The organism is Pseudomonas sp. WS 5532, assembly GCF_012985445.1.
Classification (GTDB): domain Bacteria; phylum Pseudomonadota; class Gammaproteobacteria; order Pseudomonadales; family Pseudomonadaceae; genus Aquipseudomonas; species Aquipseudomonas edaphica.
In genome coordinates, this window is record NZ_JAAQWK010000023.1 from 1 (window position 1) to 14316 (window position 14316).

A 14316-nucleotide genomic window follows, 5' to 3' on the forward strand; every position below is an offset into this window, starting at 1 on the left:
TGGTAAACATGGGTCAAAATCGAGTCTGAAAAATCCGATTATGACTGACAGTCGCGAACAACAAGGGGGAGCAAGCTCCCCCTTTGGTTTTTACCGGACACTAGTGACGCAGAGCGTGGGAACGATCATCTTTAGAGGCCTTTAAGGTCGCGCTCTTCGATCGGCCGGCTCTGGCGCAGGCGCTTGCCGCCCAACACCACCCAGTCGATCAGGCGGAACAGGCATTCGATGCCGAACGACAACAGCATCGCCCCGCCCAAACCCCAGCCCATCGCCTCAGGCGTCAGCAAAATCTGGTAGCTGTAGCCATTCCAGGTTTCCAGGCGGATATCCGGGTCGGCAGCCACCGCCACTTGCAGCGCGCGGATGTACCACGGGCCTTGCATGGCCTGGAACTGCTTGTCCAACGCCACCTGACGATCGAGCAAAGTGCCCAGGCTGTTGGCATCGCTGCGAAACACCGGGTCATCACTGGCGCGGTAATGGGCCACCAACGCCTGCAAGTCCCCATTGAAGAACTGCTGCGCCGTGGCATCAAAGCCGCGCAGGCCGGTCTGGGCTTCGATCAAATGGGCTTCAACGCGCTTGGCGTAGTCGTTGATAAACCCCGGCACTTGCACGCCGACCAACAAGCCAATGGCAAACAGCACCAACCGCAGATAACTGAGCAACATGGTCGATATCCTTACTCGGTAACGCCTTGGCTGACGCATTCACCGCGTCGCCACAGGCTCCATTGGCCCGGTTCGTAGCGGGTCCAGTTTTCATTGTCGGTCAAGGGCTCGGTGGCGATCACCGTGACTACGTCATCAGGCGTGGTTTCGGCCTGAAAATCGACGATCACGTCGACATCTTTCAAACGCGCCGGGCCAAACGGTGCGCGCCGGGTAATCTGCGCCAGTTTGGTCGAGCAGTAGCAAAACAGCCAGTCGCCGTCGCTGAGCAGGCAGTTGAACACGCCTTTGCTGCGGTATTCGGCGCAGGCGGCGATCAGGTCCGGCAGCACCTGCTCGATCTCCACCGGCTCCGGAAAGGCTTCGCGAACGCGATTGAGCAGGTCGCAGAACGCCGCTTCGCTGTCGGTGTCGCCCACCGGCCGGTAGAACGTGGCGCGCGGGTTGAAGTCGGCCAATTGGCCGTTATGCGCAAAGCACCAGTTACGGCCCCACAGTTCACGCACGAACGGGTGAGTGTTGGCCAGGCTCACCTTGCCCACATTGGCCTGGCGGATATGGCCAATCACCACTTCACTTTTGATTGGATAACGCTGCACCAGCAGGGCGACTTCCGACTCGCTGCTCGCGGCCGGGTCCTGGAACAGCCGCAGGCCACGGCCTTCGTAAAACGCGATACCCCAACCGTCGCGGTGGGGGCCGGTACGCCCGCCCCGCTGCATCAGCCCGGTAAAGCTGAACACGATATCGGTGGGGACGTTGGCACTCATGCCCAATAATTCACACATGCCAGGGCTCTCGCTGCAGGGCTTACAACGTTAAAGACGCGGCTCAACCCGCAGATTGCCGGCAGGCGGCGGGCGACGGAAAGGTTCGTCGTCTTCGTCTACCGGCTCGGCGGCCAGTGCGGCGTCGGCGGCGGCCTTGCGCTCACGGCGGGCGTTGGCGGCACGCTCGATGGGCCAGCGGATCAACACGAACACGATATACACGCCAAACGCAATCATCGTGTACATGAACAGGTCGGAGATGGCCCGCCAGGCGTTATTGCCCACGTGCAGCACCAGGTCCAGGGCGGTAATGGCCACGGCTGGCGCAAACTGGGTCTTGACCGGGTCGACGATGGTCGGGCTGAACAGCAACACCGCCATCAACAATTGCAGCGGCTCACGCAGCCAGCGCCAGATCCAGCGGGTCATGCGCCACCACACCAACAGGCAGCCCAAAGCGGCGAAGGCGTAAAGGCCCCAAGCGGTCAGATAGTCGTTCTCGGTCATGGTGTCCATGGCAAGGCTGGCAAAGAGGCGGCTATGATAACGGCTTTTGCGTGTCTCGGCTGCAATGCCTGCCACCATCCGCCAGACAGAGAGTGATCCATGCCTATATCGACTGCCCCGATCGCCCGCAAGGCCCAAGGCCCGGACCCGTATGCCTGGCTGCAGGAACGTGACACACCTGAAGTCCTCGATTACCTCAAAGCCGAAAACGCCTGGCAGGAAGACCAGCTCGCCGGCCAGCAAGCCCTGCGTCAAAGCCTGTTCGAAGAAATCAAGGGCCGCATCCTGGAAACCGACCTGTCGTTGCCTTCGCCGTGGGGCCCGTACCTGTATTACACACGCACCACCGCCGGTGATGAATACGCCCGCCACTACCGCTGCCGTCGCCCGGCGGATGACAGCAACACGGTGGACGAAAGCAGCGAAGAATTGCTGCTGGACCCGAATGTGCTGGCAAACGGCGGCTTTTTCTCCCTGGGCGCGTTCAGCATCAGCCCCGACCACCTGCGCCTGGCTTACAGCCTCGACACCAGCGGTGAAGAGATTTACACCCTGTACGTGAAGGAATTGGCCACCGGCAAGGTCAGCGAACTGGAGTTTGAAGACTGCGACGGCAGCATGACCTGGGCCAACGACAGCCTGACGCTGTTCTTCGGCGAACTGGACGACACCCATCGCCCGCACAAGCTTTACCGCTACCGCCTGGATGGCACGGCAGCGCAGGAAGTGTTCCACGAGCCCGACGGGCGGTTCTTCCTGCATTGCTACCGCTCCAGCTCCGAGCGCCAATTGCTGCTGGCCCTGGGCAGCAAGACCACCAGCGAAATCTGGGCGCTGGACGCCGACCAGCCACAGCAGGCTTTCACCTGCCTGGCGCCACGGGTCGAAGACCATGAATACGATGTCGACCACGGCATGCTGGATGACCAATGGACCTGGTTTATCCGCAGCAACCGTGACGGCATCAACTATGCGCTGTTCATCGCCGCCGACACTGGCAGTGTGCCAAGCGAGGATCAATGGCAGAACCTGGTCCCCCACAGCGATGACGTGATGCTCGACGGCGTGACCCTCAATGCCAGCGCCATGACCTTGAGTCTGCGTATCGGCGGCCTGCCGGTGATCGAAGTGCACCCGCAGGGTTCGAGCGCCTACCGCGTGGAATTGCCTGACGCCGCCTACAGCCTTTACGTGCAGAACAGCCTGGAATTTGCCAGCGACAAGATCCGCCTGCGTTATGAAGCCCTGAACCGTCCGGCCCAGGTGCGCCAGCTTGAACTGGCCAGCGGCGCGCAGGTGGTGCTCAAGGAAACCCCGGTACTCGGTGTGTTCAACGCCGACGATTATGTCAGCCAACGGCTGTGGGCGACTTCTGCAGATGGCACTCAGGTGCCGATCAGCCTGGTGGTCAAGCGTGATCAGCTTGGCCAACCCACGCCGCTGTACCTCTATGGCTACGGCGCCTACGGCTCAAGCCTCGACCCTTGGTTTTCCCATGCGCGCCTGAGTTTGCTGGAGCGTGGCGTGGCATTTGCCATCGCGCATGTACGCGGCGGCGGTGAGCTGGGTGAAGCCTGGTACCGCAATGGCAAGCAGGAACACAAACAGAACACGTTCAGCGACTTTATCGCCTGCGCCGAGCACTTGATCGCCGAAGGGCTGACCACCTCCAAGCAGCTGGCTATCAGCGGCGGCAGTGCCGGCGGCCTGTTGATCGGCGCGGTGCTCAATCAACGCCCGGAGCTGTTCCAGGCGGCGATTGCCGAAGTGCCGTTCGTCGACGTGCTCAACACCATGCTCGACCCGGAACTGCCGCTGACCATTACCGAGTACGACGAGTGGGGCAACCCGCAAGAGCCCGAGGTGTATGAACGCATCAAGGCCTACGCGCCCTATGAAAACGTCCAGGCCCAGGCTTACCCGCACATGCTGGTGATTGCCGGCTACAACGACAGCCGCGTGCAGTATTGGGAAGCGGCCAAGTGGGTGGCCAAATTGCGCGACACCAAAACCGACCACAACCTGTTGCTGCTCAAGACTGAACTCGGTGCCGGCCATGGCGGGATGAGCGGGCGTTACCAGGGATTACGTGACGTAGCGCTCGAATATGGATTTGTCTTCAAGGCCCTGGGGCTCGTTTAAGGAACTTAGCAAGGCGGTCCTGTCTGAACACAAGACCGCCCGACTTGATTGATGGACCAAGATTGCAGCTATGCCACTACCGACTCTGATGAACAACGAAATCCGCGACATGCTCATGGATTGCGGCCTGTTCGACCCGCTGTTACCGGAAGATTTTCACGTGGCCGCCGGCTACTTCAATATCAGCAGCATTGCCCGCGATGAGGTGATTTTCCTCGAGGGCGATGCGGGCACCTTCATGTGCATCCTGCACAGCGGCCAGGTGGCCGTGCAAAAAACCAATCACACCGGCCAGCGCCTGACCATCGCCACCCTGCGCAGTGGCCGGGCTTTTGGCGAGATGGCCGTGCTTGACGGCGAGCGGCGCTCCGCCAGTTGCGTGGCCGCCAGTGATTGCGTGCTGTTGAACCTGGGCAAAGATGCGCTGGAAAAAATGCTCAACGAAGCCCCCAGGGTAGCGGCCAAGATCATTCGCGCGATTGCGATTGCCTTGTCCAAGCGCCTGCGCATGGCCGACGGGCAATTACTGTCCCAGCAATTTTAACCGCCGGGCGTCTTCGGCTTGCTGTCATTTTGCAGCAGGCCAGGCACCGTCTGATCCTTGGGCGGCGTTGGCAACACAATCGGCACCAGCGCCGGTGAGCCGTTCGCGGTGGTTTTGGGCGCCACGGGCGGAGTGACTTGCGGGTACAAGGTGGGCGTCGGCGTGCCCGGCGCACCGGGGGTTGGCGTAGGCGCCACGGGCACGGTTTGCGCCTCTTGCGCCTGCGCCGCACCCAATGTGAGCGCGCTCAACGCAATGACCGTTAGAATGCTGCACTTCATCGATGGCTCCATGGCCTGACCGGAATGTCGTAAGGCTACTCCCAACCGCGCAAGAATGCCCTTCCCAATGAGATTTCCATGAAACGTTTCGTTCTGCTCGACACCACCCCAATCCCCGACAACGGCGGTGCCTTGTGCCTGTTCGAATACGGCGAGGATTTTGTCATCAAGATCCAGGGCGGTGACGGCGGCCAGTTGATGAACACGCGCATGCATGGTTCCGAAGACGCGCTGGCGGAGATTCCTTGCCGTAAAGTCGCCGGTCGGCCGGGTTCGCGGGTGCTGATCGGCGGCCTGGGCATGGGCTTTACCCTGGCCTCGGCACTCAAGCATTTGGGCAAGGGCGCTGAAGTGGTGGTAGCGGAATTGGTGCCTGGCGTAGTGGAATGGAACCGTGGCCCACTGGGGGAAAAATCCGGCCGCCCGCTGCTGGACCCACGCACGGTGATCCGCATGGAAGACGTGGCCAAGGTGCTGCAGGCCGAGCCGCAAGGCTTTGACGCGATCATGCTGGATGTGGACAACGGCCCCGAAGGCCTGACGCAAAAAGCCAACAGTTGGCTGTATTCGGCCGGTGGCCTGGCCGCGTGTGCCAAAGCGCTGCGGCCTAAAGGCGTGCTGGCGGTGTGGTCAGCCAGCGCCGACAAGCTGTTCAGCGACAAACTGCGCAAGGCCGGGTTCAAGGCCGAGGAAGTGCAGGTGTTCGCCCATGGCAACAAGGGCACCCGGCATACCATCTGGATTGCCGAGAAGCTCAAGGGCTGAGGCCCGCTGACACAAAAAAAAACCTGTAGGAGCCCGCTGGTGTGGGAGCTGGCTTGTGTGGGAGCTGGCTTGCCTGCGATAGCATCACCGCGGTCTACCTGAATCACCGAGGTGCCAGCATCGCAGGCAAGCCAGCTCCCACATTTTGGTCCCGTGTCAGCCCCGGGATTTTCGATAGTCGATCACATACGGCACTTTTTTCTCAAAGGTCTTGTCCAGCTCGCCCTGGTCCAGTTGGGTCATACCGCCCAGTTGCCTGGCAGTAAAACCGCTGCTCCCCACCTGCGAACCCGGCGCCAGGCTGACCATGCGCTTGGCAACCGCCTCAATCGCGTCCTTATAGCCGCCCTTTTTGTTCAAGTTGTACGCCTTCAAATCAATCTGCGTACGCAGCCAGTTGCCCCAGTAGAACTCCAGGAATTCCGGCGCAATCGCGCCATCGTCCGGCTTGCCGTAGGCGGCCTTACGGGTGAAATACACCAGGCTGCGAAACGTGTCGTCCTGCAGGTTCTTGAAGCCCAGGTGCGCAGGCAGCTGTTGCGGCGGCAGGGTCTGGCCTTGATTGTCCTTGAGCCAGACCTTGCGGGCCGCTTCCATGCGCTGCCAGAAGGTGTTCATGTCGGCACTGTTGCTGAAGTCATCGGTTACCTTGACCCACATTTTCAGTTGCGGGCCGCCGCCGGGCACTTCCCACAAGGTAGTGAAACTGTGGTGACCGTCGGTCAGGTACAACTGGCCACCGGGGCCGACCACCACGGTTTTCATGTCGTCGGGGTGGGTGCCCACCGGGTCTTTGCAGGTGAAACTATCGGGTTGGTGCAGGTCGGCTTTCTTCGGCACGTTGTCGGCGGCGCCCTGGCCGTTGGTTTCGCAGTATTCGTCGAACACCTTGGCCGGTTTGTCGGCGAACAGCCCCAGGCTGTAGTAGATCTGGTCAAAGCCCACCACGGCCTGGGTCGGGTGCAGTTGCTCAAGGGCCACCTCGATCACCTGGCCGGGCTTGGGTAAGGAGAACGCCTGGGCTTGAGCGGCCAGCACGCTGAGCAGCAGGGCTGCGATCCATGTGTACACACGCATAGGTTTCAGATCCTTGTGAAGTGAATATGCCGATACTACAAACGTTCGCTCAAGCGCAGCTGTACCGCGGCTGAAAAAGCCAGCGGTCATTTGCCTCGCGAGCGGCTAGAATCAACCCTATCCGTGAACCCCCAAATAGCCAGGAGCCATGATGAGCTCGACCAACCCGCCCTCCCACACCGCCAAGCTGGACCGCATCCTCGCCGATGCCCAGCGCGACCGGGAAATGGGCTACCGCGACAAAGCCTTGAAGATGTACCCGCACGTGTGCGGCCGCTGTGCCCGTGAGTTTGCCGGCAAACGCTTGAGCGAACTGACCGTACACCATCGCAACCACAATCATGATGACAACCCCCAGGACGGTTCCAACTGGGAGTTGCTGTGCCTGTACTGCCACGACAACGAACACTCGCGCTACACCGACCAGCAGTATTTCGGCGAAGGCTCCACCAGCAGCCCGACGATTGCCAAGGCGACGCACAACCCGTTTGCGGCGTTGGCGGGGTTGATGAAAAAGGACGACTGAAGCCCTTCTTTGTCTGTGCGGGCCTCATCGCAGGCAAGCCAGCTCCCACAGGGGAATGCATTCCAAGTGTGGGAGCCGGGCTTGCCCGCGATAGCGATCGCCCAAGCAACACATGCCTCCAAGGCCGTATAATCGCGGTTTTCCTCCAAGGCACCCTTCCCCGTGGGCAATAAACGCTACAGCTGCATCGGTCTGTATAACCCCAAATCCCCCGAAAACGTCGGCTCGGTGATGCGCGCCGCCGGCTGCTACGGCGTGGCCTCGGTGTTTTACACCGGCGTGCGTTACGAGCGCGCCCGGGACTTCATCACCGACACCAAGAAGGTCCACCACGACATTCCGTTGATCGGCATCGATGACTTGAAAAAGATCCTGCCGCTGGGCTGTATCCCGGTCGCCGTGGAGCTGGTGGAAGGCGCCCGCCCGCTGCCCGAATACACGCACCCGGACCGCGCGCTGTACATCTTCGGCCCCGAAGACGGCTCGCTGGACAAAGAGATCCGCGACTGGTGTGAAGACGTGGTGTACATCCCGACCACCGGCTGCATGAACCTTGCAGCCACCGTCAATGTGGTGCTGTACGACCGTCTGGCCAAGGGCAACAACACCCGCTCAGGCCCCAAGTACTGATATTTCGGGAACATCCGGCGCCTGCAAACAGTCAGCTACTTACACTTGCCTTTGTTGGAGACAAACCATGAGCGACAGCAAAACCCTGCGACCTATCATCGAACACCTGCAGCCAGCCCCCAAAAGCGAGCAAAACGTACACGGGTCGGAACGCATTCTTTCGGTGGCCGGCGGTGTGATGATGGTCGGCAAAGGCCTGCGCCGTGGCGGCATCTTCGGGCTGATCCAGGTGGCGATTGGTGGCGTGGCGCTGGTGCGCGGCGTGACCGGGCACAGCTCGCTCAAGGACAAGCTGGAGCAAGGCCGCCAGGAAATGAACAGTGTGCGCACCAAGATCGAACGCGCGGGCGAAGAGTTGAAGAACTTGAAGACCAAGGCTGAAGTGGCGGCAGAGAAAGCCACTAAATAGCCCGGCCAACCCCAATCAACTGTGGGAGCCAGCTCCCACAGTTGTTTTGGGTCAACGCAATAATTTGTTGTCCAGCACCACCGACGACTCGCCGATCACACTTTCAGCCAACTGCACAAACTGCGCCGTATTAACACTGTTCGCCCGCATCACCGCCTGCGCCAGATCATCCAGCGAACGTTTGTTGTGGGTCTTTACGCGGATCTCGCGGTCCAGCTCCTGCAACACCAGCACCGCCCGCGCCACGGTCGCAGCGTTGACTTGATTGCCGCGCAGGCTGATCACGCCCTTGCCTTCCTTGGCCAACCGCGTCTGTATCGCCGCATACCGCTCATCGGTAATGCCGCCGGCACGCCGCAGCAGTTCAATGGCGTAATACTCGCCCAACCCTTCGCTGATCCAGTCACTGGTATCGTGGTCGTTAAAACGGCCAATGGCTTGCACCACTTCGCGCAGCAACGGGCTGCTGCCGTTTTCGCTGATCAGCGGCGTGCGGCTGTTAAGGTAAATCGAATCGCGCGATGAGAAAGCGCCACGGCGCATCGGGTCGCTGGCGCCGACGATCAACAGCTTGGCAGGATGGCGTGGCAGTGCGGCTTCGACTTGCGGCCAGACGAACGTCAGCAGCGTCAGCACGTCCATCCGGCGCATGGCCTGCCCCTTGGGCGAGGCCACGGTGACGTCGGTTTCACCCAGGCGCACGCGACGACTGCCGAGGCTGCCAGCGAGCATCCAGCCGGTAGGCCGGTCGAACAGGCGGGACACATTGTCGATACGGAATTTGTGCTTGCCGATACGCGGCCAGGCGGTTTCGACGCTCTTCCAGCCGGCCGGCAATTCAAACATCAGGCGCGACACCAACTCGGTACCGTCCTGCTGGTCCAGCCGCGCAACCGGCACCAGGTCTTCGCCGCGAAACAGCGCCCAGCTCGGCGTCATCCGCGCCTCATACACGCCCGCCTTGCGCGCATGGGCGAGGCGCACGCGGTAAGTCAGGCTGGCTTTGTCGGCGCTGGGTTGCCACAGGCCACGGCTGCCGGTGACCTGCCATTGGCCGTCGGCCTTGAAGTCACTGTAGTCGCCGTCACGGCCCAGGTCGAAGTTCAGGCTGCGCACAGCCGAGCCCTGGGACAGGCTCACGCGGACCTCGGCCTGATCACTCTGGGGCAGCAGCTTGACGTGATAATCGAGGTCGACTTTCTTCGCGCACCACGCAGGCAGGCTCAGTGCCAGCAGCACCAAGGATGCCGCCAGCCGGGTTGCCACCCTCATACACACTCCTTTTTCAGCCTGCGCGGAAGATCAGGTAATCCTCCCAGTCATCTTCGGGCACGCTGCCTTCGGCGAGCATGCGCCCGGACTGGGAAATGCGTTCATGGTGCACAGCATCGCGGTCGCCACACACCAGGTGATGCCACAGCGGCAAGTCCTTGCGTTCGCTGACCAGGCGGTAGCCGCAGGTCGGCGGCAGCCATTTGAACTGGTCGGCCTGGCCCGGCGTGAGCTGGATGCAATCGGGCACCGAGGCGCGGCGGTTGGTGTAGTCGCTGCACTGACAGGTTTTCAGGTCGAGCAATTTGCAGGCGATGCGCGTGTAATAGACGCTGTTGTCTTCTTCATCCTCAAGCTTTTGCAGGCAGCACAGGCCACAGCCGTCGCACAACGACTCCCACTCCTCCTGGTCGAGGTGTTCAAGGGTTTTGCGTATCCAGAAAGGTTCGACTTTGGCGGCCATGGCTCTACATCAGTATCGGAAGGTGAAAAGGCCGCCAGTCTAGTGCCCAAGGCGCCTGGGGCCAAGCGCTTACGACTGGCGGTGTAACAACACTTGTCAGTCTAGTGGGCGCGCAGTAGCTTTGAAGGCCGAATTGACGATCAGGAACTGCCCATGACACGCGTTGCCGATTACCCGATCCACACCCAGTTCACCGAACGCTGGTCGCCCCGCGCCTTTACCGGCGAAAGCATCCCGCAGGAGACGCTGCTGAGCTTCTTCGAAGCCGCACGCTGGGCGCCGTCGGCCTACAACTCGCAGCCATGGCGCTTTCTCTACGCGCGCCGCGACACGCCGAACTGGGAGCGTTTCCTGGGGTTGCTCAATGAATTCAACCGTGGTTGGGCGCAACACGCGTCGGCCCTGGTGATCATCGCTTCAAAAACCGACTTTACCGCCCCCGGCGCCAGCGAAGAAACCCCGGCGCTGTGGCACACCTTCGACACCGGTTCGGCGTGGGGCCACCTGGCGCTGCAAGCCAGCCTCAGCGGCTGGCACACCCACGGCATGGCCGGTTTCGATCAGGAGCTGACCCGCAAAGAGCTGAAGATTCCAGAAGGTTATGCCCTGCACGCGGCTGTGGCCGTGGGCAAGCTGGGGGACAAGTCGAGCTTGCCGGAGTACCTGCAAGGTCGTGAAGCGCCAAGCCCGCGTCGGCCGCTGAGCGAACTGGTGTCCGAGGGTGATTTCAGCCTGTAAGCCTTGCATAGATCCAATATGTGCGGGCTTGTGTGGGAGCTGGTTTGTATGGGAGCTGGCTTGCCTGCGATGAAGGCACCTCGGTGAATCAGGTAGACCGAGGTGATGCTATCGCAGGCAAGCCAGCTCCCACATAAGCCCAGCTCACACGTTTAATAGCCGCGTTCGAAGCTGACTTCCCCGCGCAGTGCATCCTTGGCCTGATAAGCCCGCAGGTTCTGCACAAACAATTCCACCATCATCCCCGGCGACGTAGGCGCGGAACTGTGCCCGGTCAACAGCAAGCCCCAGGCGGTCCAGAACGGATGGCGTTGCGGCAAAGGCTCCTGACGGCACACGTCGATCACCGCACCGGCCAAGTGCCCCTCTTTAAGCGCCTCGACCAAATCGGCATCGACCACCGCCACGCCGCGCCCGACGTTGATAAACAACCCCGTCGGCTTGAATTGCTTGAACAGCGCCGCGTTGTACAAATCATGGGTATCAGGCGTGTTCGGCAGCAGGTTGATCACGTAGTCCACCTCGCCCACCAGCCGGCTCAGTTGGTCCAACCCGGCCACTTCGATAAACGGTGCCTGTTCTCGCGCGCTGCTGGCAATCCCGTAGAGCTTGACGCCAAACGGCAGCAAAAAATCAGCAACGCTCTGGCCGATATCGCCGGTGCCAACCACCAGCACCTTGCGTCCCGCCAGGCTTTGGCCCATGCGGTTGTCCCACTTGCGCTCGACCTGGCTGACCAGTCGCGCCAGCACTTCGCGCTCATGGCCGAGCATATAGGTGAGCACGAACTCGGCCATGACCTGGCCAAAGATGCCGACCGCGCGGGTCAGGCGATAGTCGCGCGGCAAGCCATCGGCCAGCAGCGGCGTGATACCCGCCCAGGTCGATTGCAGCCATTGCGGCTTATGGCCCTGGCGCAGCAAGGTGGCGAGCAGGTCCGGCTGGCCCAGCCAAACCGGGCAATCGGCGGCCAGGCGCGACAGTTCGGCCGAGTCGCCGCTGGTCAGCACCTCAAGGTCCGGGGCCGCTTCGCTCAGCAATTGGGCGTAGAGCGGGTGATCCTGTTCAGCAATCAGAACACGCATGGTTCAAACCTTTCAAAAACAGTGCAGACGGCCGCCCGCTTCCTTACGGCCACCGCCAAACGAATACGAGTCCATAAAAGAATGTGCCCTGGACAGGGCACTGACCGATTACATCGGGTCGTTGCGGCGCAGCAGCTCTTCGGGCAAGTGCTCGATGTACTCGTCCTCGGCCGGTGGCATTTGCAGGTGGTAGCCCTGCTTGTCGAGGTTTTCCAGGACCACGGTAATGTCCTCGCGCGACAACTTGCGCTCGGGCGTGAGTATCATCTCGAATGCAAGATGGGCTTTGCCGAAGGCAGTCATCAAGGGTTCCGGCACACGCTCCAGCGCATCGCTTTTGAGCACGTAGAGGTACATCCCGTCTTTTTTCAAGCTGCGATAAATGGAGCAAATACGTTTCAAGGCTGTTCTCCGGCAGTGGCCAGGCTGTCGAGCAGCGCCTGGCCCATCAACTCGCGGCGCCAGCCACGCAGCGAGTCTGGCAATGTATAAGGCCCATCGGGGTAGCCGCTCTTGACCAGGGCTTCGAGGGTTTTCTTGCGCAGCATCAGTTCCGGCGCCATCTCCAGGCGCTCGGCCTCGGCCTGGCCGAGGGCGCGCAGTTGCTTGATCAGCACAGCAGCGTCCACCGGCAGCGGCTCAGCCACGGCGGGCGGCCACTGGTCCATCGACACGCTGCCGGCGCGCTTGATCAGGTCCAGCAGAAACTGGCCGTCCTGACGCACAGTGCGCGGGTGCATGTCTTCGATCTTGCCCAGCGCAGCGAGGTTATCCGGCTGGGATTTGGCCAAGGGCCACAATGAGTGTTCGCGAATGATGCGGTTGCGCGGCAGGTCACGGGCACGGGCCTGCTGCTCGCGCCAGGCGCACAGCTCACGCAATACGGCGAGCTGGGCACGCGAGAGTTTCCACGCCAGCTTGGCGTCACGGTACACCTCATACGGGTCGACTTCGCGGCGCAGGTTGGCCACCAGTTCGGCGCCGTCTTCCAGTACCCAGACATATTTGTCATCCGACAGCTGCGGGCGCAAGCGCACATAGACTTCGGCCAGGTGCACCGCGTCTTCGGCGGCGTAGCTCACCTGGGTCTCGGACAACGGCCGCTGCAGCCAGTCCGAGCGGGTTTCGCCCTTTGGCAGCTCGATGTCGAGTACAGCCTGCACCAGGCGCGAGTAGCCCATGGAGAAACCGAGGTTCAGGTAAGCCGCTGCCAATTGAGTGTCGAACAACGGCACCGGCAGGCTGCCGGTCAGGCGCAACAACACTTCCAGGTCTTCGCTGCAGGCGTGCACCACCTTGATCACCGCCGGGTTCTCCAGCAAGGCGGCCAAGGGTTGCCAGTTATCGATGGTCAGGGGGTCGATCAGGTAAGCGCGAACGCCATCACCGATCTGGATCAGCCCGGCAATGGGATAAAAGGTGTCGACCCGCATGAATTCGGTGTCGAGGGCGACGAATGGCAACTGCTGCCATTCGGCGCAATGCTGGCCGAGGCTATCGTTGTCGCAGATCCAGTGAATATCGATGGCCACACGGCTCTCCCTTGAAGAATGGCGCGCAGTATATATCGCGAAAGGGACTTGCGAGCATCCGCAGTGCACACACCATCATGAAAACTCTGACAAGAGAGGAAGAATAGTCCGACAGGCGGGACTTAGCCTCTCTTACGCAAGACGTAGACACGCCACAGCTTGGAGCCCGGCAGGAACTCCTGCTGATGGAGAACCTTGAAACCGGCCTGGCGGAATTCGTCCTCCACCGGTGTGCGCGAGCTCACCGCGACAATCACTGTGTCGCGACTGACACGGTGAAATTCGCGCAACAGCGCCATGCGTACGTCGCTGCTGGGCACATGACGAAACAGTTCCAAACAGAAAATACAGTCCACGGCGTTGGCCGACAGGCCAATGGAAAACGCCGAACCCTGGAACGTTTTGACCCGTTTGAGCAACGCCGCCGGGTGATGGGTGCGCGCATGGTCGAGCATGTCCTGGGAGTTGTCGGATGCCAGGATCACCCGGTTGACGTGTTCGGCCAACACGGGCCAAAACCGGCCGGAGCCACACGCCAGGTCGAGGATCAACCCAGGCTCACCGGCCACTTTCAACGCTTGGCGCACCAGCCGTTCATCGCGCCAGGCCGCCAGACGCTTGAGCAGCGCGGGCGGACGCGTGTCACCGCAGACCTGCGCATGCTCGCGGTCACAGCGCTCGGTGAATTCGATCTCGATAGAGGATGGAGGTTGTGGCGACATCGCGGGCTCATGTGGGTGGAACGGTGGTGAACGACCTTGATCCGCAGCTTAACCACTGCAACGTGAAAAAAAGGTTGAAACCGTGACGCCTGTAAAACACCGACGTTCGACTGTGGGAGCTGGCTTGCCTGCGATGCTGGCACCTCGGTACATCGGGTACACCGAGTTGATGCCTTCGC

General features: G+C 61.3%; 18 protein-coding genes. 7 read left to right on the forward strand and 11 right to left on the reverse strand.

Annotated elements, in window-relative coordinates; genetic code table 11:
• Window positions 1-131 precede the first annotated feature (131 nt).
• The 3 genes from HBO23_RS27895 to HBO23_RS27905 are packed head-to-tail and all read right to left on the reverse strand — an operon-like array spanning window position 132 to window position 2029.
• The gene (locus HBO23_RS27895; protein ID WP_099548664.1) at window positions 132-674 is read right to left on the reverse strand and encodes a DUF2937 family protein; all 543 of its coding nucleotides are present in this window, start codon (window positions 672-674) and stop codon (window positions 132-134) included.
• A gap of 11 nt (window positions 675-685) precedes the next feature.
• Window positions 686-1462: a class II glutamine amidotransferase gene (locus HBO23_RS27900; RefSeq protein ID WP_017137395.1), complete on the reverse strand. Its 777-nt coding sequence runs from the start codon at window positions 1460-1462 to the stop codon at window positions 686-688.
• A 30-nt stretch (window positions 1463-1492) separates the two neighbouring features.
• The gene (locus tag HBO23_RS27905) at window positions 1493-2029 is read right to left on the reverse strand and encodes a hypothetical protein (protein ID WP_017137394.1); all 537 of its coding nucleotides are present in this window, start codon (window positions 2027-2029) and stop codon (window positions 1493-1495) included.
• A gap of 21 nt (window positions 2030-2050) precedes the next feature.
• Between HBO23_RS27905 and HBO23_RS27910 the strand changes: the two genes are divergently transcribed.
• A complete protein-coding gene (locus HBO23_RS27910) occupies window positions 2051-4093 on the forward strand; it encodes a S9 family peptidase (protein WP_170040555.1) in 2043 nt (680 codons plus the stop codon).
• Window positions 4094-4163: 70 nt separating this feature from the next.
• Window positions 4164-4637, forward strand: coding sequence for a cyclic nucleotide-binding domain-containing protein (locus tag HBO23_RS27915; RefSeq protein WP_017137392.1), 474 nt, complete (start codon window positions 4164-4166; stop codon window positions 4635-4637).
• Here HBO23_RS27915 and HBO23_RS27920 read toward each other — a convergent pair.
• Complete coding sequence (locus HBO23_RS27920; RefSeq protein WP_026013726.1) at window positions 4634-4918, reverse strand: hypothetical protein; 285 nt, start codon at window positions 4916-4918, stop codon at window positions 4634-4636. The two genes, HBO23_RS27915 and HBO23_RS27920, sit on opposite strands and share 4 nt — an antisense overlap.
• Window positions 4919-4996: 78 nt before the next feature.
• Between HBO23_RS27920 and HBO23_RS27925 the strand changes: the two genes are divergently transcribed.
• Complete coding sequence (locus tag HBO23_RS27925) at window positions 4997-5683, forward strand: hypothetical protein (protein WP_099548662.1); 687 nt, start codon at window positions 4997-4999, stop codon at window positions 5681-5683.
• A gap of 156 nt (window positions 5684-5839) precedes the next feature.
• On the opposite strand, the gene HBO23_RS27930 is transcribed toward HBO23_RS27925, so the two are convergent.
• On the reverse strand, window positions 5840-6760 hold the full coding sequence (locus tag HBO23_RS27930) for a ParB/Srx family N-terminal domain-containing protein (protein WP_170040556.1): 921 nt from the start codon (window positions 6758-6760) through the stop codon (window positions 5840-5842).
• A 151-nt stretch (window positions 6761-6911) separates the two neighbouring features.
• On the opposite strand from HBO23_RS27930, the gene HBO23_RS27935 reads away from it, so the two are divergent.
• The 3 genes from HBO23_RS27935 to HBO23_RS27945 all read left to right on the forward strand — a co-directional run bounded on the left by HBO23_RS27935 (window position 6912) and on the right by HBO23_RS27945 (window position 8325).
• The gene (locus tag HBO23_RS27935; RefSeq protein WP_003210675.1) at window positions 6912-7286 is read left to right on the forward strand and encodes a YajD family HNH nuclease; all 375 of its coding nucleotides are present in this window, start codon (window positions 6912-6914) and stop codon (window positions 7284-7286) included.
• A gap of 162 nt (window positions 7287-7448) precedes the next feature.
• Window positions 7449-7916 carry an RNA methyltransferase gene (locus HBO23_RS27940; RefSeq protein ID WP_003189607.1) on the forward strand — a complete coding sequence of 156 codons (468 nt, stop codon included), beginning with the start codon at window positions 7449-7451 and terminating at the stop codon, window positions 7914-7916.
• A 67-nt stretch (window positions 7917-7983) separates the two neighbouring features.
• On the forward strand, window positions 7984-8325 hold the full coding sequence (locus HBO23_RS27945; RefSeq protein ID WP_017137388.1) for a DUF2892 domain-containing protein: 342 nt from the start codon (window positions 7984-7986) through the stop codon (window positions 8323-8325).
• A 51-nt stretch (window positions 8326-8376) separates the two neighbouring features.
• Here HBO23_RS27945 and HBO23_RS27950 read toward each other — a convergent pair whose 3' ends face one another.
• Both HBO23_RS27950 and HBO23_RS27955 read right to left on the reverse strand, forming a co-directional pair.
• Complete coding sequence (locus tag HBO23_RS27950) at window positions 8377-9597, reverse strand: hypothetical protein (RefSeq protein ID WP_017137387.1); 1221 nt, start codon at window positions 9595-9597, stop codon at window positions 8377-8379.
• A 13-nt stretch (window positions 9598-9610) separates the two neighbouring features.
• Window positions 9611-10060 (reverse strand): YcgN family cysteine cluster protein, encoded by a 450-nt coding sequence (locus HBO23_RS27955; protein ID WP_017137386.1) that lies wholly within the window; start codon window positions 10058-10060, stop codon window positions 9611-9613.
• A gap of 153 nt (window positions 10061-10213) precedes the next feature.
• Between HBO23_RS27955 and HBO23_RS27960 the strand changes: the two genes are divergently transcribed.
• On the forward strand, window positions 10214-10798 hold the full coding sequence (locus HBO23_RS27960) for a nitroreductase family protein (protein WP_017137385.1): 585 nt from the start codon (window positions 10214-10216) through the stop codon (window positions 10796-10798).
• 152 nt (window positions 10799-10950) lie between these two features.
• Here the strand turns inward: HBO23_RS27960 and HBO23_RS27965 are convergent, their stop codons facing one another.
• The 4 genes from HBO23_RS27965 to HBO23_RS27980 form a co-directional block, all read right to left on the reverse strand.
• Window positions 10951-11883, reverse strand: a complete 933-nt coding sequence (locus tag HBO23_RS27965) for a D-2-hydroxyacid dehydrogenase (protein WP_017137384.1) — start codon at window positions 11881-11883, stop codon at window positions 10951-10953.
• A 108-nt stretch (window positions 11884-11991) separates the two neighbouring features.
• Window positions 11992-12285 (reverse strand): YcgL domain-containing protein, encoded by a 294-nt coding sequence (locus HBO23_RS27970; RefSeq protein ID WP_017137383.1) that lies wholly within the window; start codon window positions 12283-12285, stop codon window positions 11992-11994.
• The gene (gene rnd, locus HBO23_RS27975) at window positions 12282-13415 is read right to left on the reverse strand and encodes a ribonuclease D (protein ID WP_169985534.1); all 1134 of its coding nucleotides are present in this window, start codon (window positions 13413-13415) and stop codon (window positions 12282-12284) included. Before rnd ends, HBO23_RS27970 begins: the two co-directional genes overlap by 4 nt.
• Window positions 13416-13537: 122 nt before the next feature.
• Window positions 13538-14137: a class I SAM-dependent methyltransferase gene (locus HBO23_RS27980; RefSeq protein WP_017137381.1), complete on the reverse strand. Its 600-nt coding sequence runs from the start codon at window positions 14135-14137 to the stop codon at window positions 13538-13540.
• Window positions 14138-14316: the final 179 nt, after the last annotated feature.

Excerpts from the sequence above, each read along its gene's own strand:
- HBO23_RS27905 (WP_017137394.1), bottom strand. The coding sequence starts at position 2,029 with ATGGTGGCAGGCATTGCAGCCGAGACACGCAAAAGCCGTTATCATAGC.
- HBO23_RS27920 (WP_026013726.1), bottom strand. The coding sequence starts at position 4,918 with ATGAAGTGCAGCATTCTAACGGTCATTGCGTTGAGCGCGCTCACATTG.
- HBO23_RS27895 (WP_099548664.1), bottom strand. The coding sequence starts at position 674 with ATGTTGCTCAGTTATCTGCGGTTGGTGCTGTTTGCCATTGGCTTGTTG.
- HBO23_RS27965 (WP_017137384.1), bottom strand. The coding sequence starts at position 11,883 with ATGCGTGTTCTGATTGCTGAACAGGATCACCCGCTCTACGCCCAATTG.
- HBO23_RS27955 (WP_017137386.1), bottom strand. The coding sequence starts at position 10,060 with ATGGCCGCCAAAGTCGAACCTTTCTGGATACGCAAAACCCTTGAACAC.
- HBO23_RS27950 (WP_017137387.1), bottom strand. The coding sequence starts at position 9,597 with ATGAGGGTGGCAACCCGGCTGGCGGCATCCTTGGTGCTGCTGGCACTG.
- HBO23_RS27930 (WP_170040556.1), bottom strand. The coding sequence starts at position 6,760 with ATGCGTGTGTACACATGGATCGCAGCCCTGCTGCTCAGCGTGCTGGCC.
- HBO23_RS27925 (WP_099548662.1), top strand. The coding sequence starts at position 4,997 with ATGAAACGTTTCGTTCTGCTCGACACCACCCCAATCCCCGACAACGGC.
- HBO23_RS27945 (WP_017137388.1), top strand. The coding sequence starts at position 7,984 with ATGAGCGACAGCAAAACCCTGCGACCTATCATCGAACACCTGCAGCCA.
- HBO23_RS27900 (WP_017137395.1), bottom strand. The coding sequence starts at position 1,462 with ATGTGTGAATTATTGGGCATGAGTGCCAACGTCCCCACCGATATCGTG.
- HBO23_RS27980 (WP_017137381.1), bottom strand. The coding sequence starts at position 14,137 with ATGTCGCCACAACCTCCATCCTCTATCGAGATCGAATTCACCGAGCGC.
- HBO23_RS27935 (WP_003210675.1), top strand. The coding sequence starts at position 6,912 with ATGAGCTCGACCAACCCGCCCTCCCACACCGCCAAGCTGGACCGCATC.
- HBO23_RS27910 (WP_170040555.1), top strand. The coding sequence starts at position 2,051 with ATGCCTATATCGACTGCCCCGATCGCCCGCAAGGCCCAAGGCCCGGAC.
- HBO23_RS27960 (WP_017137385.1), top strand. The coding sequence starts at position 10,214 with ATGACACGCGTTGCCGATTACCCGATCCACACCCAGTTCACCGAACGC.
- HBO23_RS27915 (WP_017137392.1), top strand. The coding sequence starts at position 4,164 with ATGCCACTACCGACTCTGATGAACAACGAAATCCGCGACATGCTCATG.